This window comes from Rhodanobacter sp. BL-MT-08 (assembly GCF_054161255.1).
Map to the genome: position 1 here is coordinate 257,754 of NZ_CP167872.1, position 25,297 is coordinate 283,050.

Consider the following 25,297-nt stretch of genomic DNA (forward strand, 5'->3'; position numbering starts at 1 on the left):
GATCTAGCTAAATTATGACTTTGCATATCTCGCTGATCGATTCGCAAAATACTTACGGCCTGAGATTGCCGGGTAGTTCTTGTCGCTTCATTTGCGTTGAACGAATGTCACTACGAAGCGCGCACTGTTTTTCAAACTCCCCTATGCGGCGGTGAGGCGAGGTCGACAGGCCCTTAGGGGGATCGGCATGGACGCCGATTCCTTTTCGTCAGTGCATGGATGCGCTGTCGAAAAGCCCGGCCTCGGCTCACGTACTTGGCGGGCGCAGCCCGGCAAGCGCCAAGTGGGGTGTCGTTTTCTCTTGGGTACTTCTCTTTTGGACCCTCCACGTCAGACTAGTTGTCGCCTCGTTTGATTTGATCAATCACACTGGAAGGCGGCAGCGAGCGAGAGCATGAAATGGGTACGTTACACAGCCGAACAGCGGCAATGGGCGATCGAACAGATGGGGCCACCGACGAACCGCCGAATCCGTGCGTTGGCCTTGGCGTCGGGCATTACGGAAGTCACGCTGCGGACGTGGCGAAATGCAGCGCTGATCGAGGGATCGCTGGTGCGTAAGGACAGCGGACAAAGCGAGCGTTGGTCCGGTCCGGAGAAATTTCGGATCGTGGTGGAAAGTGCGCCGATGAATGAGGCAGAGCTCTCCGAGTACTGTCGCCGGATAGGGTTGCTGCCGGAGCAGATCCGGCAATGGCGCGTGGCGTGCGAGCAGGCCAATGCGCCGATGACCACCGCCCAAGGTGTGGTGAAGCCCGATAGCGGCATGGCGCGCGAGCGCATCAGGCAGTTGGAGCGCGAACTGCGCCGCAAGGATGCGGCGTTGGCGGAAACCGCCGCGCTGTTGGTGCTGCGAAAAAAAGCCGAGGCGATCTGGGGCAAGGACGAGGACGCATGACCTCTCCCTCAGATCGCCGCGAGGCGTTGGCTCTTCTCGATGACGCGGTGGCTGCCGGGGCGCGGCTTGCGCCAGCCTGCGCGATGCTGGCGCTGAGCATCCGCACGGTGCAGCGATGGCGGCAGAAGCCCGAAGATGCGCGCCCACAGGCGCATCGGCCCGCACCGGCCCATCAGCTCAGTGACGAAGAACGTCGGCACCTTCTGGCCGTCGCCAACGAACCGGCCCATGCCCAGATGACGCCGCACCAGATCGTGCCGAAACTGGCCGATGAAGGCATCTTCCTGGCCAGTGAGTCGACGTTTTACCGCGTGCTCAAAGCGGCCAGTCAAACCGCGCATCGGGGACGCAGCAAGGCGCCCCAGCGTCGTGCGCCCACCACCCATAGGGCGACCGGCCCCAACCAGGTCTGGTGCTGGGACATCACCTGGATGCCCAGCACCGTCAAGGGCCGCTACTTTTACTGGTACATGGTCAAGGACATCCACAGCCGCCTGCTGGTGGCCAACGAGGTGCACGAGGCCGAGTCATCCGATCATGCCAGTGACTTGATCAGGAAGGCCTGTTTGCGCGAACGCATCGTCGGTCGGCCGCTGGTGCTGCACTCGGACAATGGCTCGGCGATGAAGGGTGCCGTCATGCTCGCCACGCTTCACGAACTTGGCGTCGCCTCGTCGTTCAGTCGTCCGCGGGTGAGCAACGACAACGCCTACGCCGAAGCGCTGTTCCGCACGGCGAAGTACTGCCCGCTCTGGCCCGAACGCCCCTTCGACACGATCGACGAGGCGCGCGTATGGGTCAACCGCTTCGTCGCCTGGTACAACCACGAGCACCGCCACAGCGCACTCAACTACGTCACGCCCAGCCAGCGCCACTGCGGTCATGCAGAACGCCTGTTGGCCGCACGTGCCGAGCTCTATGCGAAGGCACGTCAACGACATCCCGCGCGCTGGGCGCGGCATACGCGCGACTGGACACTCGCCAACGAGGTCTATCTCAACCCAGAACGAACCGAACTGAAGCACGCGGCATAACGCACGACGCGACAACTACCTTGACGCACGCCGTGGACAAGCAAAAGAGAAGTACCTCGCGCTCCGTAGGAGTGCGAAAGCTCTGCTTGTAAGAAACAACAAAAACAGAACGACCCCTCACACCAGCCCTCTACCCAATAAAGCCTGGGAAGAGGGAATGACACGCGCAGGCTCGAAGAGAATCACTGCAAAAAGTTCAATCACTCGGACTGGTACAAGCCGCGTACCGCTTCCCCTCAACGCGAACCACGTCCCCCTCACCCTTCATCGCAACACTCGCCACGTAATGCTCCGGCGAATCAAAATCCACGCGGCCCTTGCCGGTGGCTGACGTATTCCCAGGACAACTCAACGTCCAGTCCAGCGCGGTACTGCGGCGGTGTTGATTGCTGGGCAAACATTTCGTCTGATTTGGTATATCGATATTGGCGAACTCGACCCATGGGTCAGCGCCTTCGTCGACGCAGTGCCAGGTGGTTTTCGACTGGCCCACAACCTGGCCGTGACTGACGATGCTGGTGACAATTTTCCACAGGCCGGGCATCGCCTGAAAATCGCCGGGGTCGGCGAGGGTGGCGGTGCTGCCAAGCGCTGCGGCGAGAAACAGCAGCGCGATAGAGCGACGTCGAAGACGGAACGTCTGAAACGCGCGTCGTACATGTCGAATCGGTCGATGGATCATCCATCAATCTCCAGTGGTAAAAACAAAGCAGGCCCCGGGCATGCCCGGGGCCTTTGTGCGTTTCTGCATCAGCAGGAAGCGCACGGTTTTATTCCATCAGTTTTGCTTGCCATCCTGCACGGCCGCAGCCGTCCAGCCGCCGTTCGAGAAGTCGAACATGTCCATCAGATTGCCGATTGCCGGCGCGTTGACGGGCACGTAAGGATTGCGGCGCAGCGCAATCGGATTGGGTAGGTTGTCGCGGCTGCGGGGCGAGATGGTGGCATCCAGGTCCCAGTTGGCTTCGACGAATTTGTCGAACGAAACGTGATCGTAATACGTGTGCACCACGCGGCCGCCCTGCGAGTACTTCGAGATCACCAGCAGCGGGATGCGCGTGCCATCGCCGAAGAAGTCGATCGGCTGCACGTAACCGGAGTCGTAGTAGCCGCCGCCTTCGTCCATGGTCACCATGATGACGGTGTCGTTCCATACCGCCGGATTGGCCTTGGCCATGTCGACGATCTTCTTGACGTAGCCTTCGAACAGTTCGAGTTTCGACGAGGCCGGATGGCCGTCCAGAATGCCGTCGGGTTTGGCGATGGAGACGGCGGGCAACGTGCCGTTCTGGATGTCGGTGTAGAGGTCGTTGATATCCTGATTGTTGGCGCGCAGGGTCGGGTTGGTCATGATCTGGGTGGAGTACAGGAACGGATCGCAGATGTTGCAGAAGGTGCCTGCCTCACCGTTTTCCTTGCCGTCGCCCCAGCCTTCGCCGTAGTACTTCCAGCTGACGTTGTGCTTGCTCAGCAGAAGGGCGATGTTGTCCTGCCTGGTCGGCGGAACGGTGAACTGCGTGCTGCCCAGCGGTGCGGGCGTGCCGTCACCCATGTAGCCGGGGTTGTAGTTGTTGACCAGGTAATACGCGCCCGGCTTGCAGTCGGTGCCGCGGAAGGTGCGGTACGGCAGCGAGCCGAGATAACCCTTTACCGCCGCCACGCCGGGCTGCGTGTCGTCCGCGCAGTTGACGTAGGAGCCGCCGCCGTAGCCGTCCTGTACCCACCAGTTGTTGGTGCCGGACTGCGAGTTAGGGTTTTCGATCTGGTTGTTCGGTGGTGTGGTCGGGCTGCCGTTGGCGTCGGCGTAGAAAATCGGATTGCCGTAGCCGAGCATGATGTGGTTCGCACCGGTGCCACCCATCACCGACTGGTGAAAGTTGTCGCTCAGCGTATAGGTTTTCGCCAGCTCGGCGAAGTAGGGTGCATCGCCTTTGGCCACGTTGAGAAACTGCATCGCGGTGGATCCTTCACCAGTGCTCTGGTTGGTGAAGTTGGCCGGCTGAGTTTTGCCGTTGTTGCCCGCGCCGATGTTGGTTTCCACCCACGGGAAAAGATCGGCGCGGCAGCCGCTTGGGTTGGTCGCCGTCGCACTCTGCATGCTGCAGTCGAGCTGCTGCCACATCTGGAAGAAACGGTGCACCGGGCTGTTGGCGTAGTCGTCGTAACTGAGCGACGCGTGCATGTCGACCGGCGCGTTGGCCAGCTGCGTGGGGAAGCGCGTGTCGACCACGTCGTTGGGCAGGCCGGTGCCGCCCTCGGCCAGCTGCTGGTAGGCATCGCTCGGCAGCGCCGGTTCGACCGACTGCGCCTGCGCGGCGGAGGAGAATGGCGCCTGCGTTGGTGCGCCGCCGGTGTTCATCGACGGCAGCATGGCGAATGGCGTGGTGCGCGTGGGCGTGCTGGAGTAATTGCCCGTCTGCGATGCCTGCCACTGCTGTGCTTTGGCCACGTTGGGACCGGGCGTGCCGTCGGCGTTGACGATGCCTTCGGACAGCAGGTTGTGATGCTCTGGCCGCGCGGCGGCGTATAAGTAGCAAAGATGTGGTCAAAGGTGCGGTTTTCACCAATCAGCAGGATCACGTGCTTGATCGGCGTGAGGGTGTAGCCGCTGCGATCAGCACCGGGCGTATGGAGAGTGACGATACCGCCGGGCAGGCCGGCCTGATGTTTGGAGGCGGCCGCGGGTATGCCCTGACGGAACGCGGCATCCTTGTCCGGTGGTGTGATGCTCTGCGCGCTGACGATACCGGCGACGGTAGCGGTGAGCAGTCCAAGCAACAGCGGCTTGTGGTGCTTGCGATGAATCGGTGAGCGCATGACTTTGTCTCCTGCAGTGGCAACAGTGCTGCAATCGAATCGTTTCCCCCTGATTCGTAACCGCGGGCCTTGCCGGCGCAACGGTCGGCGGCAGTCTGATCCGCCAAGATGACGCTCCGTTGGCGCGCAAGAGACAGCCGACGCGCTCCGCGTGACAGTGCGGCGACATCGTAAAAACATCTGCGTCGATCCGCAGGAACACGCGATGTCAGGCGGGTAGCAGCTCGTACGGACGCATCATTTCGTTGTCCTCGTGCTCGAGGAAATGGCAGTGCCAGACATAGCGGCCCGGCTCGCCGTCGAAGCGCACCGCGATGCGCGTGACCATGCCGGCGTCGGCGCGCACGGTGTCTTTCCAGCCCGCCTCGTGCGGCGGTGGCGGCTGTGCGGGGCCGGTGTATTTGACCGTGCGATGCGCGTTCCACGCGAACAGGTCGAAGGGCCGGCGATCGATGATCTGAAAGCGCACCAGGTGCAGATGGATCGGATGCGCGTCACCGGTGACGTTGACGAAGCTCCAGGTTTCCGTGCTGTGCTGGCGCGGCTTTTCGCTGATCGGGTCGGACCACATCTTGCCGTCCAGCAGCATGGTCATGGCATTGCCACCGGCGTCGTCCTGCTCGCCCAGCGCGAGCTGGCGATGCTGCACGGCGCTGGCCGGATCGATGCGCGGCACCGTGCGCAGCGCCGCCGGCAACGCCGAGGTATCGCGCTGGCCGCGATCGCGCACGCGAAATTCCAGAATGCCTTCGGACTGCTGGCGCAGCTGCAGCGTTTGGCCGTCCATTCTGGAAAAGTCGATAACCACTTCGGCGCGTTCAGCCGGGTACAGCTGGATATGCGAGCGTTCCAGCGGTGCGCTCAGCAGGCCCTGATCGCTGGCGATCTGCTGGAAGGGATGATCGTGCGACAGCGACAGGTCGAAGAAGCTGGTGTTGGCCACGTTGATCAGGCGCAGCCGATAGCGCCGCGGCTCGACCTCAATGTACGGAAACAGCTTGCCGTTGCACAGCACGGCGTTGCCGTGGCACTCCGACACCCACGGCGCGGCGGGATCGTCGGACACCGGGTAGTACAGCTGGCCGTCCTTCGCGATCAGCCGATCGCAGAGAATCAGCGGCAGGTCGTACTCGCTCGAAGGCAGATTCAGCGCCTGCTCCTCGGCGTCGCGCACGGTGAAGGCGCCGAACAGTCCGGCGTAGATGTTGAGCCGAGTGATGCCCATGGCGTGATCGTGATACCACAGCGTCGCCGCGTCCTGCACGCTGGGGTAGTGGAACTGCAGGGATTTGCCCGGCACGTACCAGTCCTCCGGCCAGCCGTCGCTGCCGGCCGGCACGCGCGCGCCGTGCACATGCGTCACCGCACGCACGAGGGGCTTGTCCTTTTCCGCGCCGTGGATGGTGTGATCGATCGGCAAAAAGTGCTCGGTCGGCAATCCATTGGCCCATTCGATCAGCAGCGGTTCGCCGCGCGTGGTCTGGATGGTTGGCCCGGGCGAGCTGCCGTTGTAGCCCCACTGCGGCGTCGGCGGCAGATCGCGGTGCAGCCTGGATCGAAACGCCTGCATCTGCATGCGGTAAAGCGGCAGTGTGCGGCCCGGATAAGCCGGATGCGCGCGCTCACCGACGGCGCGCGCGATCGGCGGTATCGGCAGCGTATCGACGAATTTGCTCAGCGACGTCGGGTTGAGCAGCGGCACCTTCGGCGCGGCCAGCTGCGGCATTTTCATGTCTGCCGATTTGATCGGCATGGCCATGCCGGGCGCGGCGGTCGCGCGCGCCAGCTGCAGCGCGTCGGCCAGCGCGCAGGCGCCTACGAAACTGCCGGCGCCGAGTAGAAAGCGGCGGCGCGTGAGCGTCATGGTTTCTGACTCCACGCCTGCGGACGGCTTTTTGCCGGAGCCGCTTCCAGGCAGCAGAAGAAAGCGGACATCGAGCGGGCAAGCTGGGGCGCAAAAATCATCAGGCCACTCTAGGCAGGCCGAATGACAGTCGCATGGCAGCTTTATCTTGCGTGATGTCGGACGACGTGCTCGCCGCCGCCTGAAAGAACTTTCGTCAGTCGGTAACCGGCATGACTGCCGTGGCCGGCACGCCCTGACCTGTGGTGGGCGCCTGTTCGGCCGCCGTGGGTTGGAGCATGTGCGCGCGTCGCCAGCCGCCGTAGCGGTAATAGCCGATCGCCATCAGCATCGATACCAGCGACCCCAGCGGAAAGCTCCACCAGATCGAATCCGCGCCCAGCCGTGACTGCAGCAGCAGCGCGAACGGTGGCCGGATAAACCACATCGAAATCAGCAGCACGAACAGCGGCGGCCATACGGCGCCGGTGGAGCGCACCACGCCGAACAGCACGAACGTTGCGCCGAAGAACAGGAACGACCACACCGCGATGACGTTCAAATGCATCGCCAGCCGAATCGCCTCGCCATCGTGCGGCAGAAACAGCCCGAGCGCGGCGCGATTGAACAGGTAAATGATGCCGATCAATGTGCCGCCCAGCAGAAAGTTGTAGATCAGCCCGGTGCGCGCGATGCGGCCGACCCTGTCCCACAGGCGCGCGCCGACGTTTTGCGCGGCCATCGACGATACCGCCGCGCCGATCGCCATCGCCGGCATCTGCACATAGGTCCACAGCTGGCTGGCCGCGCCGTAGGCAGCCACGGTATGCGAGCCGTAAGCGTTGACCAGGCGCATCATCAGAATGGCCGAGCTGGAAATCACGATCATCTGCAGGCCCATCGGCAGGCCCTTGAATACCAGCGCGCGCAGCAGCGCCGGGTCCGGTTTCAGATAGCCCAGCTCGGCGCCGGTCAGCCGCAGAAAATGCTTGCGCCGATACAGCGTGATGATGAGTGCAGCGAGCGCGATGATCTGCGCGATCAGCGTGGCGGTGGCCGAGCCGGCGATGCCCATCTTCGGGAACGGACCGATGCCGAAGATCAGCAGCGGGTTGAGCCCGATATCCAGCAGCACCGCCAGCCCCATGAAGAGCAGCGGCGTTTTCGAGTCGCCGGCGCCGCGCAGCGTCATCATCAGAAAATTGAGAAAGTACATCGCCGGCATCGCAATAAAGATCACGTGCAGATAGGCGATCGCGAACGGCAGCGCATCGGTCGGCGTGCCGAGCAGGCGAAGGATCGAAGCTGTGCCCAGGTAACCGGCCAGCGACACCAGCACTGACAGCGCCACGAAGAACCCGGTGCCCGTGCCGACCACGCGCTTGGCCTCGTCGATATTGCGCGCACCCAGGCTCTGGCCCACCAGAATCGTGCTGGCCATGCTGACGCCGAAAACCATGCTGAGCAGCAGAAAGATGATCAGCGACGAGTTGCTGCCCGCCGACAGCGCGGCTTCGCCCAGATAATGGCCGATCCACATCGCGTTGACCGACGCGTTCAGCGACTGCAGTACGGTGCTGCCGAGAATGGGCAGCGCGAATAACAGCAGCGTGGAAGCGATTGGGCCCGAGGTCAGCGACGCTTTGGCTTTCGAGGGTTGCTGTAGTCGCGGTATGGACATGGCGATGGTTCCGGAATGGGCCTATGCAACCGACGCATCATCGCTCAGTTCGGTGTCGAAGGCCTGGTCGCCCCGCCCAAAAAGAAAATCCCCGGCGCCGGGCCGGGGGTTTTCTTTCCTGTAAAACCAAAGTGGCCGGCGGTCAGAAGCTCACGCCAACCAGCGCCATCGTCTCGCCGCGGTTGGGCTCGTGAATGCCCGCGTTGGAAATGTGCCGCAGCTGCACGCTGAAATATTTGCCCTGCCAGCCCAGCGTGCTGGCGAACTCCAGCGGACCACTCAGCGCCGGCGTGCGGCCGGTGTTGTAGGTGGGCTGGAAGCTGAAGAACAGGTGGCGGTACCAGTCACCCTGTTGTCCGTACTGGAAGCGCGCGCCGGCGCCAAGCAGGAAGGCGTTGTCGCGGGTGTTCTCGCCTTCGATGCGATGGTTGTAGAGATTGCGGCCATCGATCCAGCCCAGCGAAACGTCCGGCGCCCAGGAGAAGTTGCTGCTGCCGATAGGCTGCGCATCGAACACGCCTTCCAGAAACACGGCCGGTGTGCCGTGGCTGTTGGAATAGCTGCGGCCAGCTTCGATTTCGAAGGTCGCCGCGGCCGCCGGCAGACTCAGGCCGATGAGGCCAAGCGTAAAGCTGGTACACAGAAATTTCTGAAAGAGGTGCATGACGGGTCCGTAGTTGCCGAAATGATTTGCGCCATGATTTGCGATGGCGCGTCGCTTGAAAGTGAATGCTCGCTTACCGCAGAGGCCGTTCAACGGATGGAACGTCAGGCCGGGCCACGGCACGGAATCGATGCGGCCGCATCAGTGACCACCAGCGGCCGGACCGGCCTTTGCCGCGAACGGCGGGCGGGCCAGCCAGATCACCACGATCAGCGAAAGGAAGATCCAGCCCAGCAGGTGGAACACTTCGTTGAACGAGATCTGGTAACCCTGCTGGGTGATCATGTTGTTGATCATCGAGCTGCCTCTCGTTGCATCGCCGTGCCCGAGCTGGGCGATGGCGGTCTGAGCGGTCGGGCTGTACGGCGTGATGCCCTCGGCTAGCTGTTCATGGTGCACGATGGCACGGCGGTCCCACAGAAAGGTGGTGAGCGAGGCGGCAAAGCTGCCGCCCAGCGTGCGCAGGAAGGTGGCCAGTCCCGAACCGGAGGCGATTTCGCTCTGCTTTAGATCGGACAGCAGGATGGTCAGCACCGGCATGAAGAACAGCGCCACGCCCAGGCCCTGGATCAGCTGCACTATCGCCACATGGTAGAAGTCGATGTCGAGATAGAAATCCGAGCGCATGAAGCAGGTGGCGCCCATCACCAGGAACGCGCCCGATGCCAGCAGGCGCAGGTCGAAACGCGTAGCGTATTTGCCCACGACAAAGGTCAGCAGCACCGGAATGATGCCCAGCGGCGCGGTGGCGTAACCCGCCCAGGTGGCGGTATAGCCAAGGTTACGCTGCAGCCACTGCGGCACCAGCAGGCCGATGGCGAAGAACGCGGCGTAGGCGAGCACCAGCGCCAGCGTGCCGTAGCGGAAATTGCGGTGGCGAAACAGCCGCAGATCGACGATCGGGTCCTTGTCGGTCATTTCCCAGATCACGAACACGATCAGCGCGATCGCCGAAATGATGCTGGTGACGATGATGAAATTCGAGTTGAACCAGTCCTCGTCGTTGCCCTTGTCCAGCACGATCTGCAGCGCACCCACGCCGATGATCAGCGTGATCAGGCCGATATAGTCGATCTTCGGTCGCTGCAGCTGCTCGACGCGGCCCTTCATCTGGTTCGCCACCACCATGCTGGCAAAGATGCCGATCGGCACGTTGATGAAGAAGATCCAAGGCCACGAATAATTGTCGGTGATCAGACCGCCGAGAATCGGGCCGGCGATCGGCGCCACCACCGTGACCATCGCCAGCAGCGCCAGCGCCATGCCGCGTTTCTCCGGCGGATAGATGCCGATCAGCATGCTCTGCGTGATCGGGTACATCGGACCGGCCACCGCGCCCTGGATGGCGCGGAACATGATCAGCATGCCCATGCTCTGCGAGATGCCGCACAGGAACGAGGTCAGCGCGAACAGCAGGGTGCTCCAGACGAACAGCTTCACCTCGCCGAAGCGGCGCGTGAGAAAGCCCGTCAGCGGCAGCGAGATCGCCATGCTCACCGCGAACGAGGTGATCACCCACGTGCTCTGGTCGCTGCTCACGCCGAGGTTGCCGGCGATGGTCGGCAGCGACACGTTGGCGATGGTGGTGTCCAGCACCTGCATGAACGTGGCCAGCGACAGGCCGATCGTGCTCAGCGCAAGGTTGGGTGGACGGAATGCTTCGGCCATGAGGATCTGCGTCGGTAAAGAGTGTCGGGCACGTGGGCATCAGCGCGGGGCGGCATGGCCGCCTTCGCGCTGATGTCGAGCTACGCGATCAGTTGCTGCCAGCCATGTTGGCGTGGATGACCTTGGCGATTTCGAGGTCGGCCTTGGCCAGCTGCTGCTTGTAGACGTCGGTGCTGAACACCGGCTGGGTCGGCGAATGCTGCGACAGGGTCGGGCCGTTCTGGTCGTGCAGGCCCACGTCCACCGTCACCGACATGCCCAGGCGCAGCGGATGCTTGTCCAGCTGCTGCAGGTCGTCGAAGAACACGCGAACCGGAATGCGCTGCACGATCTTGATCCAGTTGCCGGTGGCGTTCTGCGCCGGCAACAGCGAAAACGCGCTGCCGGTGCCCACGCCCAGGCTCTCGATACGGCCCTTGTACTTCACCGCACTGCCGTAGACGTCCGAACTGATTTCCACCGGCTGGCCCAGGCGCATCTTGGTCAGCTGGGTTTCCTTGAAGTTCGCATCGATCCACACAGCGTGCAGCGGCACCACGGCCATTAGCGCCGTGCCCGACATCACGCGCTGGCCGACCTGCACCGAGCGTTTGGCCACATAGCCGTCCACCGGTGCCACCAGGGTCGAGCGCACGTCGTCGAGATAGGCCGAACGCAACTTGGCGGCGGCGGCCTGCACGTCCGGATGCGAAGCGACCACGGTGTCGTCCACCAGCACCTTGTTGCTCTGGTACTGCTGCTGCGACGAGGTCAGGCCGCTCTGCGCGGCATCCAGCGCGTCGCGGGCATGCGACAGTTCCTCCGCCGAGATCGCGCCGGATTTGGCCAGCTCGCGACGGCGGTTGTAGTCGGCGCGCGCCTTTTGCAGCGCCACCATGCGCTGGGCCACGTCCGCCTTGGCGCCATCGACGCTGGCGTACAGGCCGCGCACCTTGCGCACCGTGTTGGCGAGGTTGGCCTTGGCTTCGGCCACCATCACCTCGGCGTCGCTGGGGTCGAGCTGCACCAGCACCTGGCCGGCGTGCACGCGGTCGCCATCGTCGGCGCCGATGCTCACAACCGTGCCGGCGACCTGAGGCGTAACCATCACCACGTTGCCGTTGACGTAGGCATCGTCGGTGCTCTCGTGCCAACGGCCGTCGAGGAAATACCACAGCGCCCAGGCAATGATGCCGAGCACCACGACCACGACGAGGATGCGCAGCATCAGGCCGCGCGAACTCTTCTTCGGCTTGTCGGCGTTGGTCTGGGCGGGTTTGCCGGCCAGCGTGGACTGATCGGGCTTGCCCTGACCGGCGTTGTTTGGATCAGCTTTATTGTTCTGATCGGGTGGTTGGCTGGACATGATGCTGCCTCAGGAACGTGAAGGGGTAGGGGAAGAAGGGGAAGCGGAGCTGTTCGTCGGCCTGGCGCCGTCCTGGCCGGGCAGGCCTTCCGGACGGAAACCGCCGCCCAGCGCCTGGATCAGCTGCACCGAAAGATCGACCTGTTGCGACTGCAGGCCGGCCATCTCGCGCTGCGCGGCGAGCAGCTGCTGGCGCACGCTGAGCGCTTCCAGATAGCTGCCGATGCCGGCCTGGTAGCGCTGCTGCGCCAGCTGCCACGCGCCGTCGGCCGCGTCGATGGCCTGCTGCTGCGCGGTGATCTGATCCTGCAGCGAGCGCAGGCCCGCAAGGTCGTTGGCCACGTCGTTGACGGCGCCGACCAGAATCTTGTTGTACTGCGCCACGGCTTCGTCGTACTGCGCGTCCTTGCCGGCGAGATTGGCGCGCAGGCGGCCGCCGTCGAAAATCGGCAGGCTGATCGACGGCGCCACGCTGAAGAAACGCGCCGGCGCTTCGAAGAGGTTGCCGCCGCCCAGCACGATGAGTCCGGCGTAGGCGCCGATGCTGACGTTGGGCAGAAACTGCGTCTGCGCGACCTTGATGTTTTTGCTGGCGGCCTCGACGCGCCAGCGTGCGGCCACCAGATCGGCGCGATGGCCGATCAGGTCCACCGGCAGGTTGTCCGGCACCGCGACGGCCGCAGGATTGAGCGCCTTCGGACGGGTGATCGCCAGGCCGCGATCCGGGCCCTTACCGAGCAGCACCGACAGCATCGACTGCGCGGTCTCGATGGCATGGCTGGCGATGGCCAGCTGCTCGTTGGCGCTGGCGACTTCGGAGTCGCTCTGCTTGAGCTGGATCTGATTGTCGATACCGGCGGCCACGCGCTGGCGGGTCAGGGTGCGTGCACTGTCGGCGCGCGCGAGTTCCGCCTTGGCAACGTCCTGGCCGGCGTACGCATAGCCCAGCTGCACATAGGCGCGGGCGACGTTGGCCGACACCTCGATGCGCGCGGCGCGGCGCTCGATCTCATAGGCACGGGCCTGGCCTAGCGCGGCTTCCCACGCGGCGCGCTTGCCGCCCCACAGGTCGAGGCTCCAGCTGAAGCTCACATCGGCGTATTTGAACGGCGCGGCGTGACCGTTTCCGAGCGGCTGCGCGGTGACCGGCAGGCGCGCGTCACCGACGCTGCCGCCCGCGTTGACTTTCGGCAGGCGCGCCGCGTTGGCAATGCCGGCCTGGGCCTGCGCTTCGCGCGCCCGCGCATCGGCCATGGCCAGATCGGGGTTGTTCTTCAGCGCTTCGTCGATCAAGGCGCTGAGCTGCGGATCGCCCAGGCCGGTCCACCAGTCCGCCTTTGGCCACGCGGCGGGCGACACGTTGAGCCGGGCCAGGCTCTGCTCGGTCTTGAGCGAGCTCGGGTCGGTCAGCGAGCCGTCCGAGTGCAGGCCGCCGCTGCTGGCGCAGCCGGCCAGTGCCAGGGTGAAAGCAGTCGCTGCTGCGAGTCGATGCAGGCGCATGTGTCGAGGTCCGGAAAGTGAGATCAATGCTTGTCGCGGAGCGTGTTCAGCACGCGCTCCAGGTAATCGTGCAGCTGCGCGCGCTCGGTGACGTTCAAGCTGCGCTGCGCCGCGGTCATGACGCGATCGCTGCAAACGTGGGCGGTATCGCGCCACATCGTGTGGCCTGCATCCGTCAGTTCGATGCGAAGCGCTCGGCGGTCCTGCGCGTGCGGCGTGCGGCGCAGATAACCCTTGCGCTCCAGATGATCGAGCTGGCGCGTCATCGCGCCGCCATCGAGCTCGACCGCACGTGCCAGCTCCGTCGCGGAAACCGCCCCGAGCTCCTGTGACTTCTTCAGAATCAGGTACTGGGTAAAGCTCAAATCCACGCTCTGATGAGCGAACTCTGCTTCGATTGCCCGGACCAGCTCGGCACGCACAGTCGCCAGCAGCCAGCCGAGCGTGGGCTTGGGTGGCTGCTCGTTGGACATCGCTTCGGCGGAGAGATTGGGTTTCATAAGCCGCGTATTCTATTGCCGCTAATATATTTGTCAAGGCAAATATATGTTTAATTATATTTGTCAAGACAAAGTGATGGCGCTCCGCCGACTATCCAGCCTCGATTGGTCCGTCCAGCGATCAAACTCTCTGTCCGGAATGACTTCTGGGCGATGAAAGCCGGCGGCGTCGATGCTTATGCTGACCGCTTGACCCGCCGCGCCTGTGCGGCGGGATTCCAGGAACCGGCCACTCATGCGCAAACTTCCCCTCGCTGCAGCCCTCGCTGCGCTCCTGCTCAGCTCAGCGACCTTCGCCGGTGCGGACAAGAAGGACGAGAAAAAGGACGACAAGCCCGCGTCCGCGCTGGTCAACCCGCAGACCTCGATCACCGACGGCTCGGTATCGGTCGAAGGCCACAGCATCAGCTACAAGGCGGTGGCCGGCACGCTGGTGCTGCACGGCAGCGGCGACAAGGAAGACGAGCCGCAGGTCAGCATGTTCTACGTCGCTTATACGAAAAAAGGCGCCGAGCCGGGCAAGCGGCCGATCACCTTCATCTACAACGGCGGCCCGGGTTCGGCCACGGTGTGGCTGCACATGGGCGCATTCGGGCCCAAGCGCGTGGTCACCGCCGACGATAGTCACACGCCGGCCGCGCCGTATGGTTTGGTCAACAACGATTACAGCCTGCTCGATGCCACCGATGTCGTCTTCATCGATGCGCCGGGCGCAGGCTTCAGCCGTCTGATCGCGGCGGATGAGGACAAGTCCAAGCGCGACGAGCAGATGAAGGATCGCAAGAAGGCGATCTACAGCGTCGACGGCGACGGTCACGCGTTTGCACAGTTCATTACCCAGTTTCTGTCGAAGTACGGCCGCTGGAATTCGCCCAAATATCTGTTCGGCGAGAGCTATGGCACGACACGCTCGGCCGTGCTGGCCAATATCTTGGAGAACGAGAACAGCGTCGATCTCAACGGCGTGATTCTTTTGTCGCAGATCCTCAGTTTCGACACCAGCATCGACGGACCACAGTTCAATCCTGGCGTCGACCTGCCCTACGAGCTGGCCTTGCCGACCTTCGCCGCGACCGCCTTCTATCACCACAAGCTGCCGCAGCAACCGGTCGCGCTGGAGCCCTTTCTGGAGGAGGTGAAACAGTACGCGCTGGGCGATTATGCGCAGGCCCTGATGGCGGGTTCGCGGCTGAGCGAGGCGCAAACCCAGGCGGTGGCGCAGCGGCTGCACCAGTATACCGGTCTGCCGGTCGACTATCTGATCAAGGCCAATCTGCGCGTCACCGGTGGCATGTTCGAGCACGAACTCCAGGCAGGTAGTGATATCACCACGGGCCGACTGGACAGCCGCTTCTCCGGCCCCGCACTCGATCCGATGGCGAAGGATTCCGAATACGATCCGCAGTCCTCGGCGATCAGCTCGGCGTATATCGGCGCCTTCAACGACTACGTGCGCACCAAGCTGAAGTTCGGTGACGGCCTGCAGTACCGCGAGTACGCCGATATCGATCATTGGGACATGTCGCACAAGGCGCCCGGCGTCAACGGCGAGGCGCTGCAGTCGTCGACCAATGTGATGCCGGACCTGGCGATGGCTATGAAGACCAATCCGAATCTCAAGGTCTATTTGAACGGCGGCTATTACGACCTGGCCACACCGTTCTTCGCCGCGGATTACGAGATGCACCACATGCCGATCCCGGCCAGCCTCGACGCCAACATCAGCTACTCGTGGTACCCGTCCGGCCACATGGTCTACGCGCACGAGGCGTCATTGAAGCAGCTGCACGACAACGTCGCCCGCTTCATCGAACAGACCGACAACATCAAGCACTGAGCGTGTCGCCGCGAACGCTCAGCGTTTCGGCGGCGTGCTTTGCCGCGGTGCGGTGGAGCCGCGCACCACCAGCTCCGGACGAAAGCCTTCGTTGACCGTGCTCAGCGCTTCGCCGTTGGCCTCGCGCTGCAGGTCCTCGATGAGCCGTTTTGCCGCGTGGCGGGCAATTTCTTCGGTGGCTTGACGCGCGGTCGTCAGCGCGGGCCACGACTGCTTCGAAAACGGGCTGTCCTCGAAGCCCGCGATCGACAGCTCGAACGGCACGTTGATGCCGTCCGAATGCGCTGCGGCCAGCACGCCGGCGGCAATTTCATCGTTGGATCCGAAGATCGCGGTGGGGCGATCCTTCAACGCCAGCAGCTTGCGTGCACCGCGAAAGCCGTCGTCAAAGGTGAAGTCCCCGGGCAGTATCAGCTTGCGATCCAGGGCGATGCCGTAATCCTTCAGCGCATCTTCGTAACCCTGGTAACGCTCGGGGCTGGATCGATGCTCGCGTCCGCCCCACAAAAAGCCGATGCGCTGATGGCCGAGCTGGATCAGGTGCTCGGTGATCGCATACGCCGCGTCGCGATCGTCGACGTAAACGCACGGATAGCCGTCCTTCGGATCCTGCCGCGCCGAGATGATCCGCATGAAGGGAATCTTTGCCGCGGTCAGGGTGCGGATCAGCTCCGGCTGCTCGGACATCGGCGGCGCGAGCACCAGACCGGCCAGGCGCGAACGGCGCACCAGCTCGCACAGTTCATCGGCCAGCGTCGGCGACGACGAATCGCAGGGATGGATCTGCAGGCCGAAGCCGCTGCTGCGGCAGACCGACAGCACGCCGCGCTGCATGTTGATGATGTAGTGCGCGTTCGGGTTGTCGTACACCAGGCCGACGGCATACGCCCGCGTGCTGCGCAAACTGCGCGCCGACGGATCGGGCTGATAGCCCAGCGCCTCGATTTCGCGAAGAACCTTGGCGCGCGTACGAGCATGCACCGACGGCTCGTTGTTGATCACACGCGACACCGTCTTCAGCGAGACGCCTGCCTTCTCTGCGACATCCTTGATAGTGGAACTGCGCAACCGTAAAACCTCTTTCGCCAACTATGGAGGCAGCGCCATCGCGCCGACGACGCCGCACAAAGTGTGCGACGTCGCGTGCATCCTAGCCTATGGCTATGACAGGGGCGACTGCGCCGAGCGTGAACGGCTCAGCGGCGCTGGCCCACGCGATGACCGGCCAGCCCGTAAAACAGGATGTACAGGTAGCACGGCACCATCAGCAGCATGAAGGCGAGCTGGAAATCGACGTGTTCTTTCAGGTGCACGAACAGCTGCGGAATCACCGCCCCGCCCGCAATCGCCATGATCAGCAGCGCCGAACCACGTTCGGTCAGTGCGCCCAGCCCTTTGATCGCCAGCGGAAAGATTGCCGGCCACATCATCGCGTTGGCAAAGCCCAGCGAGGCGACAAAGCCGACCGAGACGTAACCCTGGGTCAGAAACGCGCCGATCGAAAACAGCACGCCGAGCACCGCCGAAATCGCCAGGTAACGCTGCTGCGACACGATTTTCGGAATCAGCAGCAGGCCGGCGACGTAGCCCAGCAGCATGGCGCCGAGGGTGAAAGCGGTGAAGAACTTGGTCTGATCGAGCGGCAAATGGAAGCCGGCGCCGTAGGTGCCGATGGCATCGCCCGCCATCACTTCGACGCCGACGTAGACAAACAGGCAAAGCACGCCCAGCCACAGATGCGGAAAGCTCATGATGCTGCTTGAGGCCGCTGCGTCCCCGGCGCGGGCCGGCGTGCTGTTGGCCGAAGACGCCTCGATATCGGGCAGCGAGGAACGCGCAATCCAGATCGCCAGCAGGACCAGAACGCCTGCCATGACCATATACGGCGCGTGGATTCGCGAGGCGAATTCGTTGAGGAGCGCTTCACGTGTGACCGGATCGGCGGCCTTGACCTTCTGATCGAGATCGCCGATGCCGTGCAGCACCAGCGTGCCGATCAGCACCGGCGCGAGAATGCCGGCGACCTTGTTGCAAATGCCCATAAAGGCGATGCGCTGCGCCGCGCTGTCGATGGGCCCGAGAATGCTGATGTACGGATTCGACGCGGTCTGCAAAAGAGACAGGCCGGCACCGATCACAAACAGGCCGGTGAGCGCGCCGGCAAAAACGCGCATGCTGACAAACTGGCCGAACAGCAGCGCGCCGACGGCCATCACGAACAGGCCGAGCGCCATGCCTTTCTTCATGCCCGTACGGCGAAGCACCAGCGAGGCCGGCAGCGACAGAAAAAAGTACGACAGGTAAAACGCGGACGGCACGAGAAACGCGTAAAAGTCGTCGACCTGAAACGCCAGCTTGACGAAGGTGATCAACGGCCCGTTGAGCCAGGTCACGAAGCCGAAAATGAAAAACAGCATGCCGATGATCATCATCGGTCCGAAATTCGAGCGTGCGGCAGGCGCCGCCGTGAGTGTCGCTGACATGGATGATGCTCCCCGGGTGCTTTGATCTGGATGATCTGGTGTTTCGCGGCGTCGTCGGCCCAAGGCCTGAGACATCGCGAATGTCTCTTTATTGGCCGTAAAGTGCATCGTTGTCAATTCGCGTCGCACCAAAGCCAACGGATCGAGGCATAAACCAGGAGTGCCTTGAATCGCTGACCGTTGCCTGTGTGGCAGTGCGTCAGCGCTATTTTCAACGAGCCGTCACCCGCCTTTGGCCTTAAATAGCGGCGTTTGGATCCTCAGTTGATGTGTTCTGGCAGATGTCCGGTGACACCATGTTGCGTCGCCGTACCACCCAAAAAAATAAATTTTGACGCCCTGTTGACAACGTTGTCATTTTAACCACAGACTCCGCCAATCAGGCCGTCCAGGCGCCGCGGCGATCCACCGTGGCGCGGTCGGAGCCAAACCTCGTCGGGAGAGCGGAGTGGGGGAAGTCGCTAATCAGCGTCATACATCGGAGCTGTCGGCAGCCGCGCTGCCGGGCGCGTCGGTGAGTGCCGCAGCGGGCCAGATCGCGGATGCGGCGCATCGTCCCTTTATCGCTGCCGATGTCGGGGGCACGCATGCGCGCATCGGTCTGGTGATCGGTGGAGCGATCGGCAAGACGCCGGTCGAGGTACTGCATTACCACCGCTACAGCTGCGGCGAATGGCCGAATCTCGTCGTCATGCTGCAGGACTTCGTGGCACAACTGGCGACGACGCCACATGCGGCAGCAGCGCAGCGCATCGACCGCTGTGCGCTGGCCTGCGCCGGCTACGTGCTGGACGACGCCATCATCAACGAGAACCTGCCGTGGCCGGTGCCGATCGCGCCCATTCGCCAGGGCCTTGGGATCGATCAGCTGGCTGTCATCAACGATTTCGAAGCGGTGGCGTATGCCGCGCAGTTCATCGATGCCGCGGCAAGCCGATCGATCATCGATGCCGCGCAGCCGCCTGTCGAGGGTCCCACGCTGGTGATGGGCCCGGGTACGGGTTTGGGCGCGGCGGTGCTGCTGCCGGGCCAGCCACGCGCGCACGTCCTGCCCACCGAAGCAGGCCTCGTTGCCTTGGCGCCGGGCAACGAACGCGAAATCGAGATTCTGCGCGTGCTTCAGCGCGATCGTCCGTACGTAGCCTACGAAGACGTGCTGTCGGGTCCTGGTCTGCTTCGGCTTTATCGCGCGCTGTGCGAATTGCGCGGCCGTGCGCCGAATCTGCAGACACCGGCGCAGATCACCGACGCAGCGCAGGCGGGCAGCGACGCGGCGGCGCTGGAATCGCTGCATGTTTTCTGCGCTCTGCTCGGCAGCTTCGTCGGCGACCTGGTGCTGCTGTATCGCGCCAGCGCCGTGTACCTGGCCGGCGGCATCCTGCCGCAGATCCAGCTTTTTCTGCAGACCAGCACATTCGCCGAACGCTATTTCAACAAGGGCGTGATGCGCCCTTATCTGCAGCAGGTTTCCGTACGACTGATCGAGCACGGCCAGCTTGGCGTCATTGGTGCCGCAGGCTGGTTTATGGATACGCGGCACATAGAGCCGGCGACATGAAGTGACATGCAACTGATCCAGTGACACGGCACCAAGCCGCAGACACATACACCAGGATTTACGTAAACCAGGGACTTACGCCAACCAGCCCAACGCCGCGCACCACGCCGGTCTTGATTCGCATCACCTCTGAGGGGAGGACATCATGAATTATCGCAAGACATTGCTAGCCGCCAGCATCTTCACCAGCCTGTGCATGTCCGCCGCGGCATTTGCTGCGGATGGCACGCCGGCTTCGGTTGCGCCGGCGCAGGATACGTCCAGCCAAACCGGCACGAACGCACCGGCCACCACGCAGGAAGCGCGCGACGCCAATTCCAAGAAGGTCACCAATCTGGTCGGCGTCACCGTTACAGGCATCCGCGCCAGCCAGCAGGCATCGATCAACACCAAGCGCAACGCCGACGCGATCGTCGATGCGATCACCGCCGAAGACATCGGCAAGTTTCCGGCCAGCAACGTGGCCGAAGCGCTGGCGCAGATGCCAGGCGTCACGCTCGATCGCAGCATTCCCGGTACGCAGCGCGTGTCGATCGACGGCATCGATCCCAGCCTCAACCTCACCCTGCTTGACGGTCATCCCGTGGCGCAGGCGATCTGGCTCTACGGCGACAGCCCGAACCGCGGCTTCAACTACTCGCTGCTGGCGCCCGACGTGATCGGCAAGCTCGAGGTCTACAAGAGCCCCGAGGCGCGTTTGCCGGAAGGCTCGATTGGCGGCACCGTGATCATGCATACCGTCAAGCCACTGGATGTGCCGTCCAACACCTTGAGCGGCTCGTTCGGTGACAACTACAACGACATGGTCGGCCATGGTCGTCCGTCGGCGTCGGTGTTCTACAGCTGGAAAACCGATGACAACACCTTTGGTGTCGACGTCTCCGCGCAGCACCATGAGCAGTTCGGCAATCGTCAGGGTCTGGAGAACTACGGCTATTCCAGCGTAGCCTCGGTCAATACTGCTGCCCTGGCAGCAGGCAATACCGCCATCCAGAATGAACTGAACTCCGGTGCTATCAAGGGTACCGACCAGATCCCGAATCAGGTCAGCGCCACCAACTTCCAGCAGACCGAAAAGCTCGACAGCGTTACCGTGAACCTGCAGTGGAAGCCGACGGATAATTTCTCGTCGACCCTCGGTCTGATGTACGTACGCGACAACCTCAACAATCTCAATCAGTCGATGTATCCGTGGGCAACCAACGCGCCTGCCGGCATTACCTCGCTCACTGAAGGCCCCAACGGGATCATCACCAGCGGCACCCAGGCGGGCACCGCCTGCCTCAACAATCTCAACTGCGTCAGCACCGCCCATACCTATACCGACAACAACGCGCGCATCTCGACTATCACCACCAAGGGCATCGACTGGCAGGGCGAGTACAAGGGCGACGGCTGGCGCCTGAATGCCCAGGCCGGCGTCAACACTTCGCGCAACCCGATGGAGCAGGCGGTCAAAGAAATTTTCTACGGCGGCGGCTTCGACTGGAGCCTTTCCAAGGGGCCGCAGTACACCGATCCGACAACGGCCAACAACCCCGCCTACTGGGCCGACAACGGCTGGGGCGGCAATCTGGGCAAGGAGCTCTACAAGGCCAAGGATACCTACGGCCAGCTGGATTTCAGCAAGGACTTCGACGGCTTCTTCAACGAGCTGCTGGTGGGCGCGCGCTACACCTCGCACTGGGAAAGCCAGGTGCTGAACGTGTACACCGGCGCCGCCACGCTGACCCTGGACCAGATCGGCTACGGCGGCCTCAGCAATTTGGACGGTTCGTCCAGCCTGGGCCTGACCAACAGCTCGATCCATCATGTGCAGACGCTGGGCTCTGGCGCGATCTTCAATGCCATTCTCGGCTCGCCCGGCTTTGGCACGGCGACGGATGCCAACTCCTACTGGGATAATACGTTCAACGTGCAGCAGCAGAACAGCTCGGCCTATGCCCAGCTGAACTTCGGCAACGACGACGTGCACGGCAACCTCGGCGTACGCTTCGTGCATACCAAGTTCACCGACAGCGGCTACAACATTCCTGGCAACTGCGCGGCCGCCGATTCGTACGACTGTACGTTCCCGGCCGGCTATGGCTATGTGACCCAGAACAGCACGCGCAACGACTGGCTTCCGGCCTTCAACATCGCATGGAACGTAGCGCCCGACTTCATCCTGCGTGGTGCGGCGTCGGAAACCGTGGCCTATGCGCCATACAACCAGATGGCGCCGTATTTCCAGGCCAACGACACGGTGCTGACGGCCGCTGCAGGCAATCCGAACCTGAAGCCGTACCGCTCGCTCAATGCCGACCTCTCAGCGGAGTGGTACTTCAACGATACTTCGGTGCTGGCGGTGTCGGGCTTCTACAAGAGCATCCTCAACTACATCGTCAATGCGGCGACAACGCAGGAGCGCATCAACGGCTCGTGGACCATCCCCGGTTATCAGACCAGCGCGGCTGCGCTGATCGCCACCGGTCAGTGCACCGCCGCCGGCGTCTGTAACTACGACGTCACCTCGCCGGTCGACGGCGGTCGCGCCAAGGTCAAGGGTGCGACCATCAGCTACCAGCAGGCCTTCAGCGATAGCGGCTTCGGCATTCGCGCCAACTACACGTACTCCGATGCTTCCACCAACAGCGGCGGCGCATTGCCGTACAACTCCAAGAACGCCTATAACCTCAGCCCGTATTTCGAGCAGGGGCCATACAGCGCCAGCGTTTCTTACGGATGGCGTTCGAGCTATCTGGCGGGCGGTTATGTGGCGGGTGCTCCGGCGACCTATGTTGACGGCTACAAGGAGCTCGATGCGACGGCGGGTTATCAGTTCAACAAGAACTTCTCGATCAACCTCAACGCGCTCAATCTGCTGAACTCGACCTACCGCGCCTATCTCGGCAGCAAGACCCAGCTGTCCGAGGAATATGTCACCGGTCGCCAGTACATGCTGAGCGCGCACTTCAAGTTCTGATCGCTCGGCTCTGATCGACAACTACCGTTTTATCTGTAACGTTTCATCATCAGGTTCTCTTTGAAGTTTTCTTCCCCCACGGACCTGGCACCCTTGCCAGGTCCATTTTTTTTGGGGTATGGATGATGCATCCGGCCGCTCAGCTGAGCGGCCGTTACCCTCTATTGCCGCCGAGACACGCCATGAATCTTGCACGCCTTGTTGCCCGTCTCGGTTTTTGCGCAGCGGTTGCTCCGGCCCTTGCGATGGCCACAACCGTGCCGCCTCCGCTGATTCCGCTGCCGGCGCAGATCAGCTATGCCGACGGCGCATTCCGTGTCGATACGCATACGCCAGTCGTGGTGGCCGATAGCAATGCCTCGACGCGCCGGAGCGCGGAGTATCTGGTCGCGCTGATGGGGAAAGATCGTGGCCTGGATCTGCAGGTGGAACAGCACGCTGCGACGCCGAAAGCCATCGTGCTTCAGCGCGATGCGCAGGCGGCGGTGGCAAACCCCGAGGGCTATACGCTCGACGTGACGCCGCAGGGCATCCGCATCAGCGCGCGCGATGATGCAGGCCTGTTCTACGGCGCGATGACGCTGACGCAGCTGCTCACGCCGGATGAAAGCCGCGGTCCGGTGAGCGTGCCGGCCATGCAAATCGTCGATCGGCCGCGCTTCGTCTGGCGCGCGCTGATGCTCGACTCGGTGCGCCATATGCAGAGCGTCGCCGAGATCGAAACGGTGCTCGACCAGATGGCCCAGCACAAGCTCAATACCTTCCACTGGCATCTGGCCGACGATCAGGGTTGGCGCATCGAGATCAAGCGTTACCCCGAACTCATGCGCATCGGCGCATGGCGCACGCCCATCGATGCCGGGCACGAAGACCAGCCGCTGCGCTATGGCGGTTTCTACACGCAGGATCAGATTCGCCAGATCGTGGCGTATGCCGCGGCGCGCTACATCACCGTAGTGCCGGAAATCGACATGCCCGGCCACGCTCAGGCTGCGGTGGCCTCGTATCCGTTTCTCGGCGTGACCGGCAAGCGGCCGCCGGTGTCCGAGGACTGGGGCGTGCATCCGTATCTCTACAACGTCGACGACGCCACGTTTACCTTCATCGATCACGTGCTCGATGAAGTAATGACGCTGTTCCCCTCGCGTTACATCCATGTCGGCGGCGACGAGGCGGTCAAGGACCAGTGGAAGGCCTCGCCTGCCGTGCAGGCCAAGATGCACGCGCTGGGCCTGAAGGACGAGGACGCGCTGCAGGGCTGGTTCATCAGCCGACTGGGGCGTTATTTGTCAGCCCACGGCCGCCGCCTGATCGGCTGGGACGAGATTCTCGAAGGTGCCGTGCCGGCCAATGCCACGGTGATGTCGTGGCGCGGCGTGCAGGGTGCGATCGACGCGGCGAAGCAGGGCCACGACGTGGTGCTTTCACCGTCGCCGGACCTCTACCTCGATCAGCTGCAGAGCGATCGCGCCGACGAAAACGCCGGGCGCATGCCGGTCAGCGACCTGGCCAGCGTCTACGCGTTCGAGCCGGTGCCCAAGGTGCTCGACGCGACGCAGGCCGCGCACGTGCTCGGCGCGCAGGCCAACCTGTGGACCGAGCACATGCCGAGCATCGCGCACGTCGAACACGCGATATTTCCGCGCCTCGACGCGCTGAGCGAGGTCGACTGGTCGCCGGCCGCTGCGCGCGACTGGAACAGTTTCCTGGCACGCCTGCCGCTGCAGTTAGCCCGCTACCGCGAGCAGCATATCGGCTATGCCGACAGCGCGTTCGCCGCAAACATCACGGTCGATCGCGCGTCAGCGCTGACCCGCGGTGCGTCGTGGCTAACGCTCAGCAATCAGGCCGGCAGCGGCGACCTGCACTACACGCTGGACGGCAGCGAACCCACGATTGCCTCGCCGCTTTATCGCACCCCGCTGAGCGTGACTTTGCCGCTGACCGCGCGCGTGGCCACCTTCAGCCGGGCCGGCCTGCTGCTCGCGTCGTCGCGGCAGCGCGTCCTCAATCGCGCCAGCCTGCTCAGCGTGAGCGGCAATGACATGCCCAACTGCCCGGGTAGCGATTTCCGCCTGCGCGTGCAGCCGATGCCGGACGCGACGTCGCTGACGCCGAACTACAGCATCAACGTGTTCGACAGCTGCCAGCTCTATCCGGCCACGCCGATGGACGGTGTCGCGCGTATCCATGTCGATGGCGTGCGGCTGCCGCGCAACTATCAGCTGGCGCACGATGCCAAGCTGGTGGTTTCGCGTGCGCGCAGCACGCCCTTTGGCGAACTGGTGGTGCATCAGGACCGCTGCGACGGCGCGGTGCTGACCACGCTACCTCTGCCTGATCCGGCCCACAGCGCGCGACGCTTTGCACTCGACGGCGCGCTGCAGGCGGCGCGCGGCTCGCACGCGCTGTGCCTGATCTACACGGCACCGATCGACGGTGACCTGTATGCGCTCGACCGCGTAAGTCTGCTCGGCGACGAAAAAACGCCGCCGGTGCATTGA

17 protein-coding genes are annotated in these 25,297 nt (G+C 63.3%); 5 read left to right on the forward strand and 12 right to left on the reverse strand.

The genetic code is table 11. The features are described 5' to 3' along the window. The first annotated feature begins 394 nt into the window (after positions 1–394). A protein-coding gene (locus tag ACDK93_RS01095; protein ID WP_458069793.1) for an IS3 family transposase occupies positions 395–1,932 on the forward strand; the annotation gives its coding sequence in 2 pieces (ribosomal slippage) (positions 395–854 and positions 854–1,932; 1,539 coding nt in all). Positions 1,933–2,128: 196 nt separating this feature from the next. Here the strand turns inward: ACDK93_RS01095 and ACDK93_RS01100 are convergent. The 10 genes from ACDK93_RS01100 to ACDK93_RS01145 form a co-directional block, all read right to left on the reverse strand. Continuing rightward, positions 2,129–2,614 carry a DUF3617 domain-containing protein gene (locus tag ACDK93_RS01100; protein ID WP_458070746.1) on the reverse strand — a complete coding sequence of 162 codons (486 nt, stop codon included), beginning with the start codon at positions 2,612–2,614 and terminating at the stop codon, positions 2,129–2,131. Between the two features lie 96 nt (positions 2,615–2,710). Continuing rightward, positions 2,711–4,381: an alkaline phosphatase family protein gene (locus ACDK93_RS01105; protein ID WP_458070747.1), complete on the reverse strand. Its 1,671-nt coding sequence runs from the start codon at positions 4,379–4,381 to the stop codon at positions 2,711–2,713. Then, a complete protein-coding gene (locus tag ACDK93_RS01110; RefSeq protein WP_458070748.1) occupies positions 4,288–4,749 on the reverse strand; it encodes a hypothetical protein in 462 nt (153 codons plus the stop codon). Before ACDK93_RS01110 ends, ACDK93_RS01105 begins: the two co-directional genes overlap by 94 nt. Positions 4,750–4,957: 208 nt before the next feature. After that, positions 4,958–6,613: a multicopper oxidase family protein gene (locus ACDK93_RS01115; RefSeq protein WP_458070749.1), complete on the reverse strand. Its 1,656-nt coding sequence runs from the start codon at positions 6,611–6,613 to the stop codon at positions 4,958–4,960. A 196-nt stretch (positions 6,614–6,809) separates the two neighbouring features. Continuing rightward, complete coding sequence (locus ACDK93_RS01120) at positions 6,810–8,273, reverse strand: MATE family efflux transporter (RefSeq protein WP_458070750.1); 1,464 nt, start codon at positions 8,271–8,273, stop codon at positions 6,810–6,812. A gap of 142 nt (positions 8,274–8,415) precedes the next feature. Further along, on the reverse strand, positions 8,416–8,937 hold the full coding sequence (locus ACDK93_RS01125; protein WP_458070751.1) for an acyloxyacyl hydrolase: 522 nt from the start codon (positions 8,935–8,937) through the stop codon (positions 8,416–8,418). Positions 8,938–9,078: 141 nt separating this feature from the next. Then, on the reverse strand, positions 9,079–10,605 hold the full coding sequence (locus ACDK93_RS01130; RefSeq protein WP_458070752.1) for a DHA2 family efflux MFS transporter permease subunit: 1,527 nt from the start codon (positions 10,603–10,605) through the stop codon (positions 9,079–9,081). Positions 10,606–10,693: 88 nt separating this feature from the next. After that, positions 10,694–11,812 carry an efflux RND transporter periplasmic adaptor subunit gene (locus ACDK93_RS01135; RefSeq protein WP_458072313.1) on the reverse strand — a complete coding sequence of 373 codons (1,119 nt, stop codon included), beginning with the start codon at positions 11,810–11,812 and terminating at the stop codon, positions 10,694–10,696. Positions 11,813–11,959: 147 nt separating this feature from the next. Continuing rightward, positions 11,960–13,450, reverse strand: a complete 1,491-nt coding sequence (locus ACDK93_RS01140; protein WP_458070753.1) for an efflux transporter outer membrane subunit — start codon at positions 13,448–13,450, stop codon at positions 11,960–11,962. Positions 13,451–13,473: 23 nt separating this feature from the next. Then, positions 13,474–13,950: a MarR family winged helix-turn-helix transcriptional regulator gene (locus ACDK93_RS01145; protein ID WP_458070754.1), complete on the reverse strand. Its 477-nt coding sequence runs from the start codon at positions 13,948–13,950 to the stop codon at positions 13,474–13,476. Positions 13,951–14,185: 235 nt separating this feature from the next. Between ACDK93_RS01145 and ACDK93_RS01150 the strand changes: the two genes are divergently transcribed. After that, positions 14,186–15,787: a S10 family peptidase gene (locus tag ACDK93_RS01150; RefSeq protein ID WP_458070755.1), complete on the forward strand. Its 1,602-nt coding sequence runs from the start codon at positions 14,186–14,188 to the stop codon at positions 15,785–15,787. An 18-nt stretch (positions 15,788–15,805) separates the two neighbouring features. Here ACDK93_RS01150 and ACDK93_RS01155 read toward each other — a convergent pair whose 3' ends face one another. Beyond that, positions 15,806–16,855, reverse strand: a complete 1,050-nt coding sequence (locus tag ACDK93_RS01155; RefSeq protein WP_458070756.1) for a LacI family DNA-binding transcriptional regulator — start codon at positions 16,853–16,855, stop codon at positions 15,806–15,808. A gap of 128 nt (positions 16,856–16,983) precedes the next feature. Continuing rightward, a complete protein-coding gene (locus ACDK93_RS01160; RefSeq protein WP_458070757.1) occupies positions 16,984–18,270 on the reverse strand; it encodes a sugar MFS transporter in 1,287 nt (428 codons plus the stop codon). A gap of 448 nt (positions 18,271–18,718) precedes the next feature. Between ACDK93_RS01160 and ACDK93_RS01165 the strand changes: the two genes are divergently transcribed. From ACDK93_RS01165 to ACDK93_RS01175, 3 genes are all read left to right on the forward strand, one after another. Next, entirely contained in the window at positions 18,719–19,828 is a 1,110-nt protein-coding gene (locus tag ACDK93_RS01165) for a glucokinase (protein ID WP_458070758.1), read from the forward strand. 145 nt (positions 19,829–19,973) lie between these two features. Then, positions 19,974–22,793 (forward strand): TonB-dependent receptor, encoded by a 2,820-nt coding sequence (locus ACDK93_RS01170; protein WP_458070759.1) that lies wholly within the window; start codon positions 19,974–19,976, stop codon positions 22,791–22,793. Between the two features lie 182 nt (positions 22,794–22,975). Then, the gene (locus tag ACDK93_RS01175; protein WP_458070760.1) at positions 22,976–25,297 is read left to right on the forward strand and encodes a beta-N-acetylhexosaminidase; all 2,322 of its coding nucleotides are present in this window, start codon (positions 22,976–22,978) and stop codon (positions 25,295–25,297) included.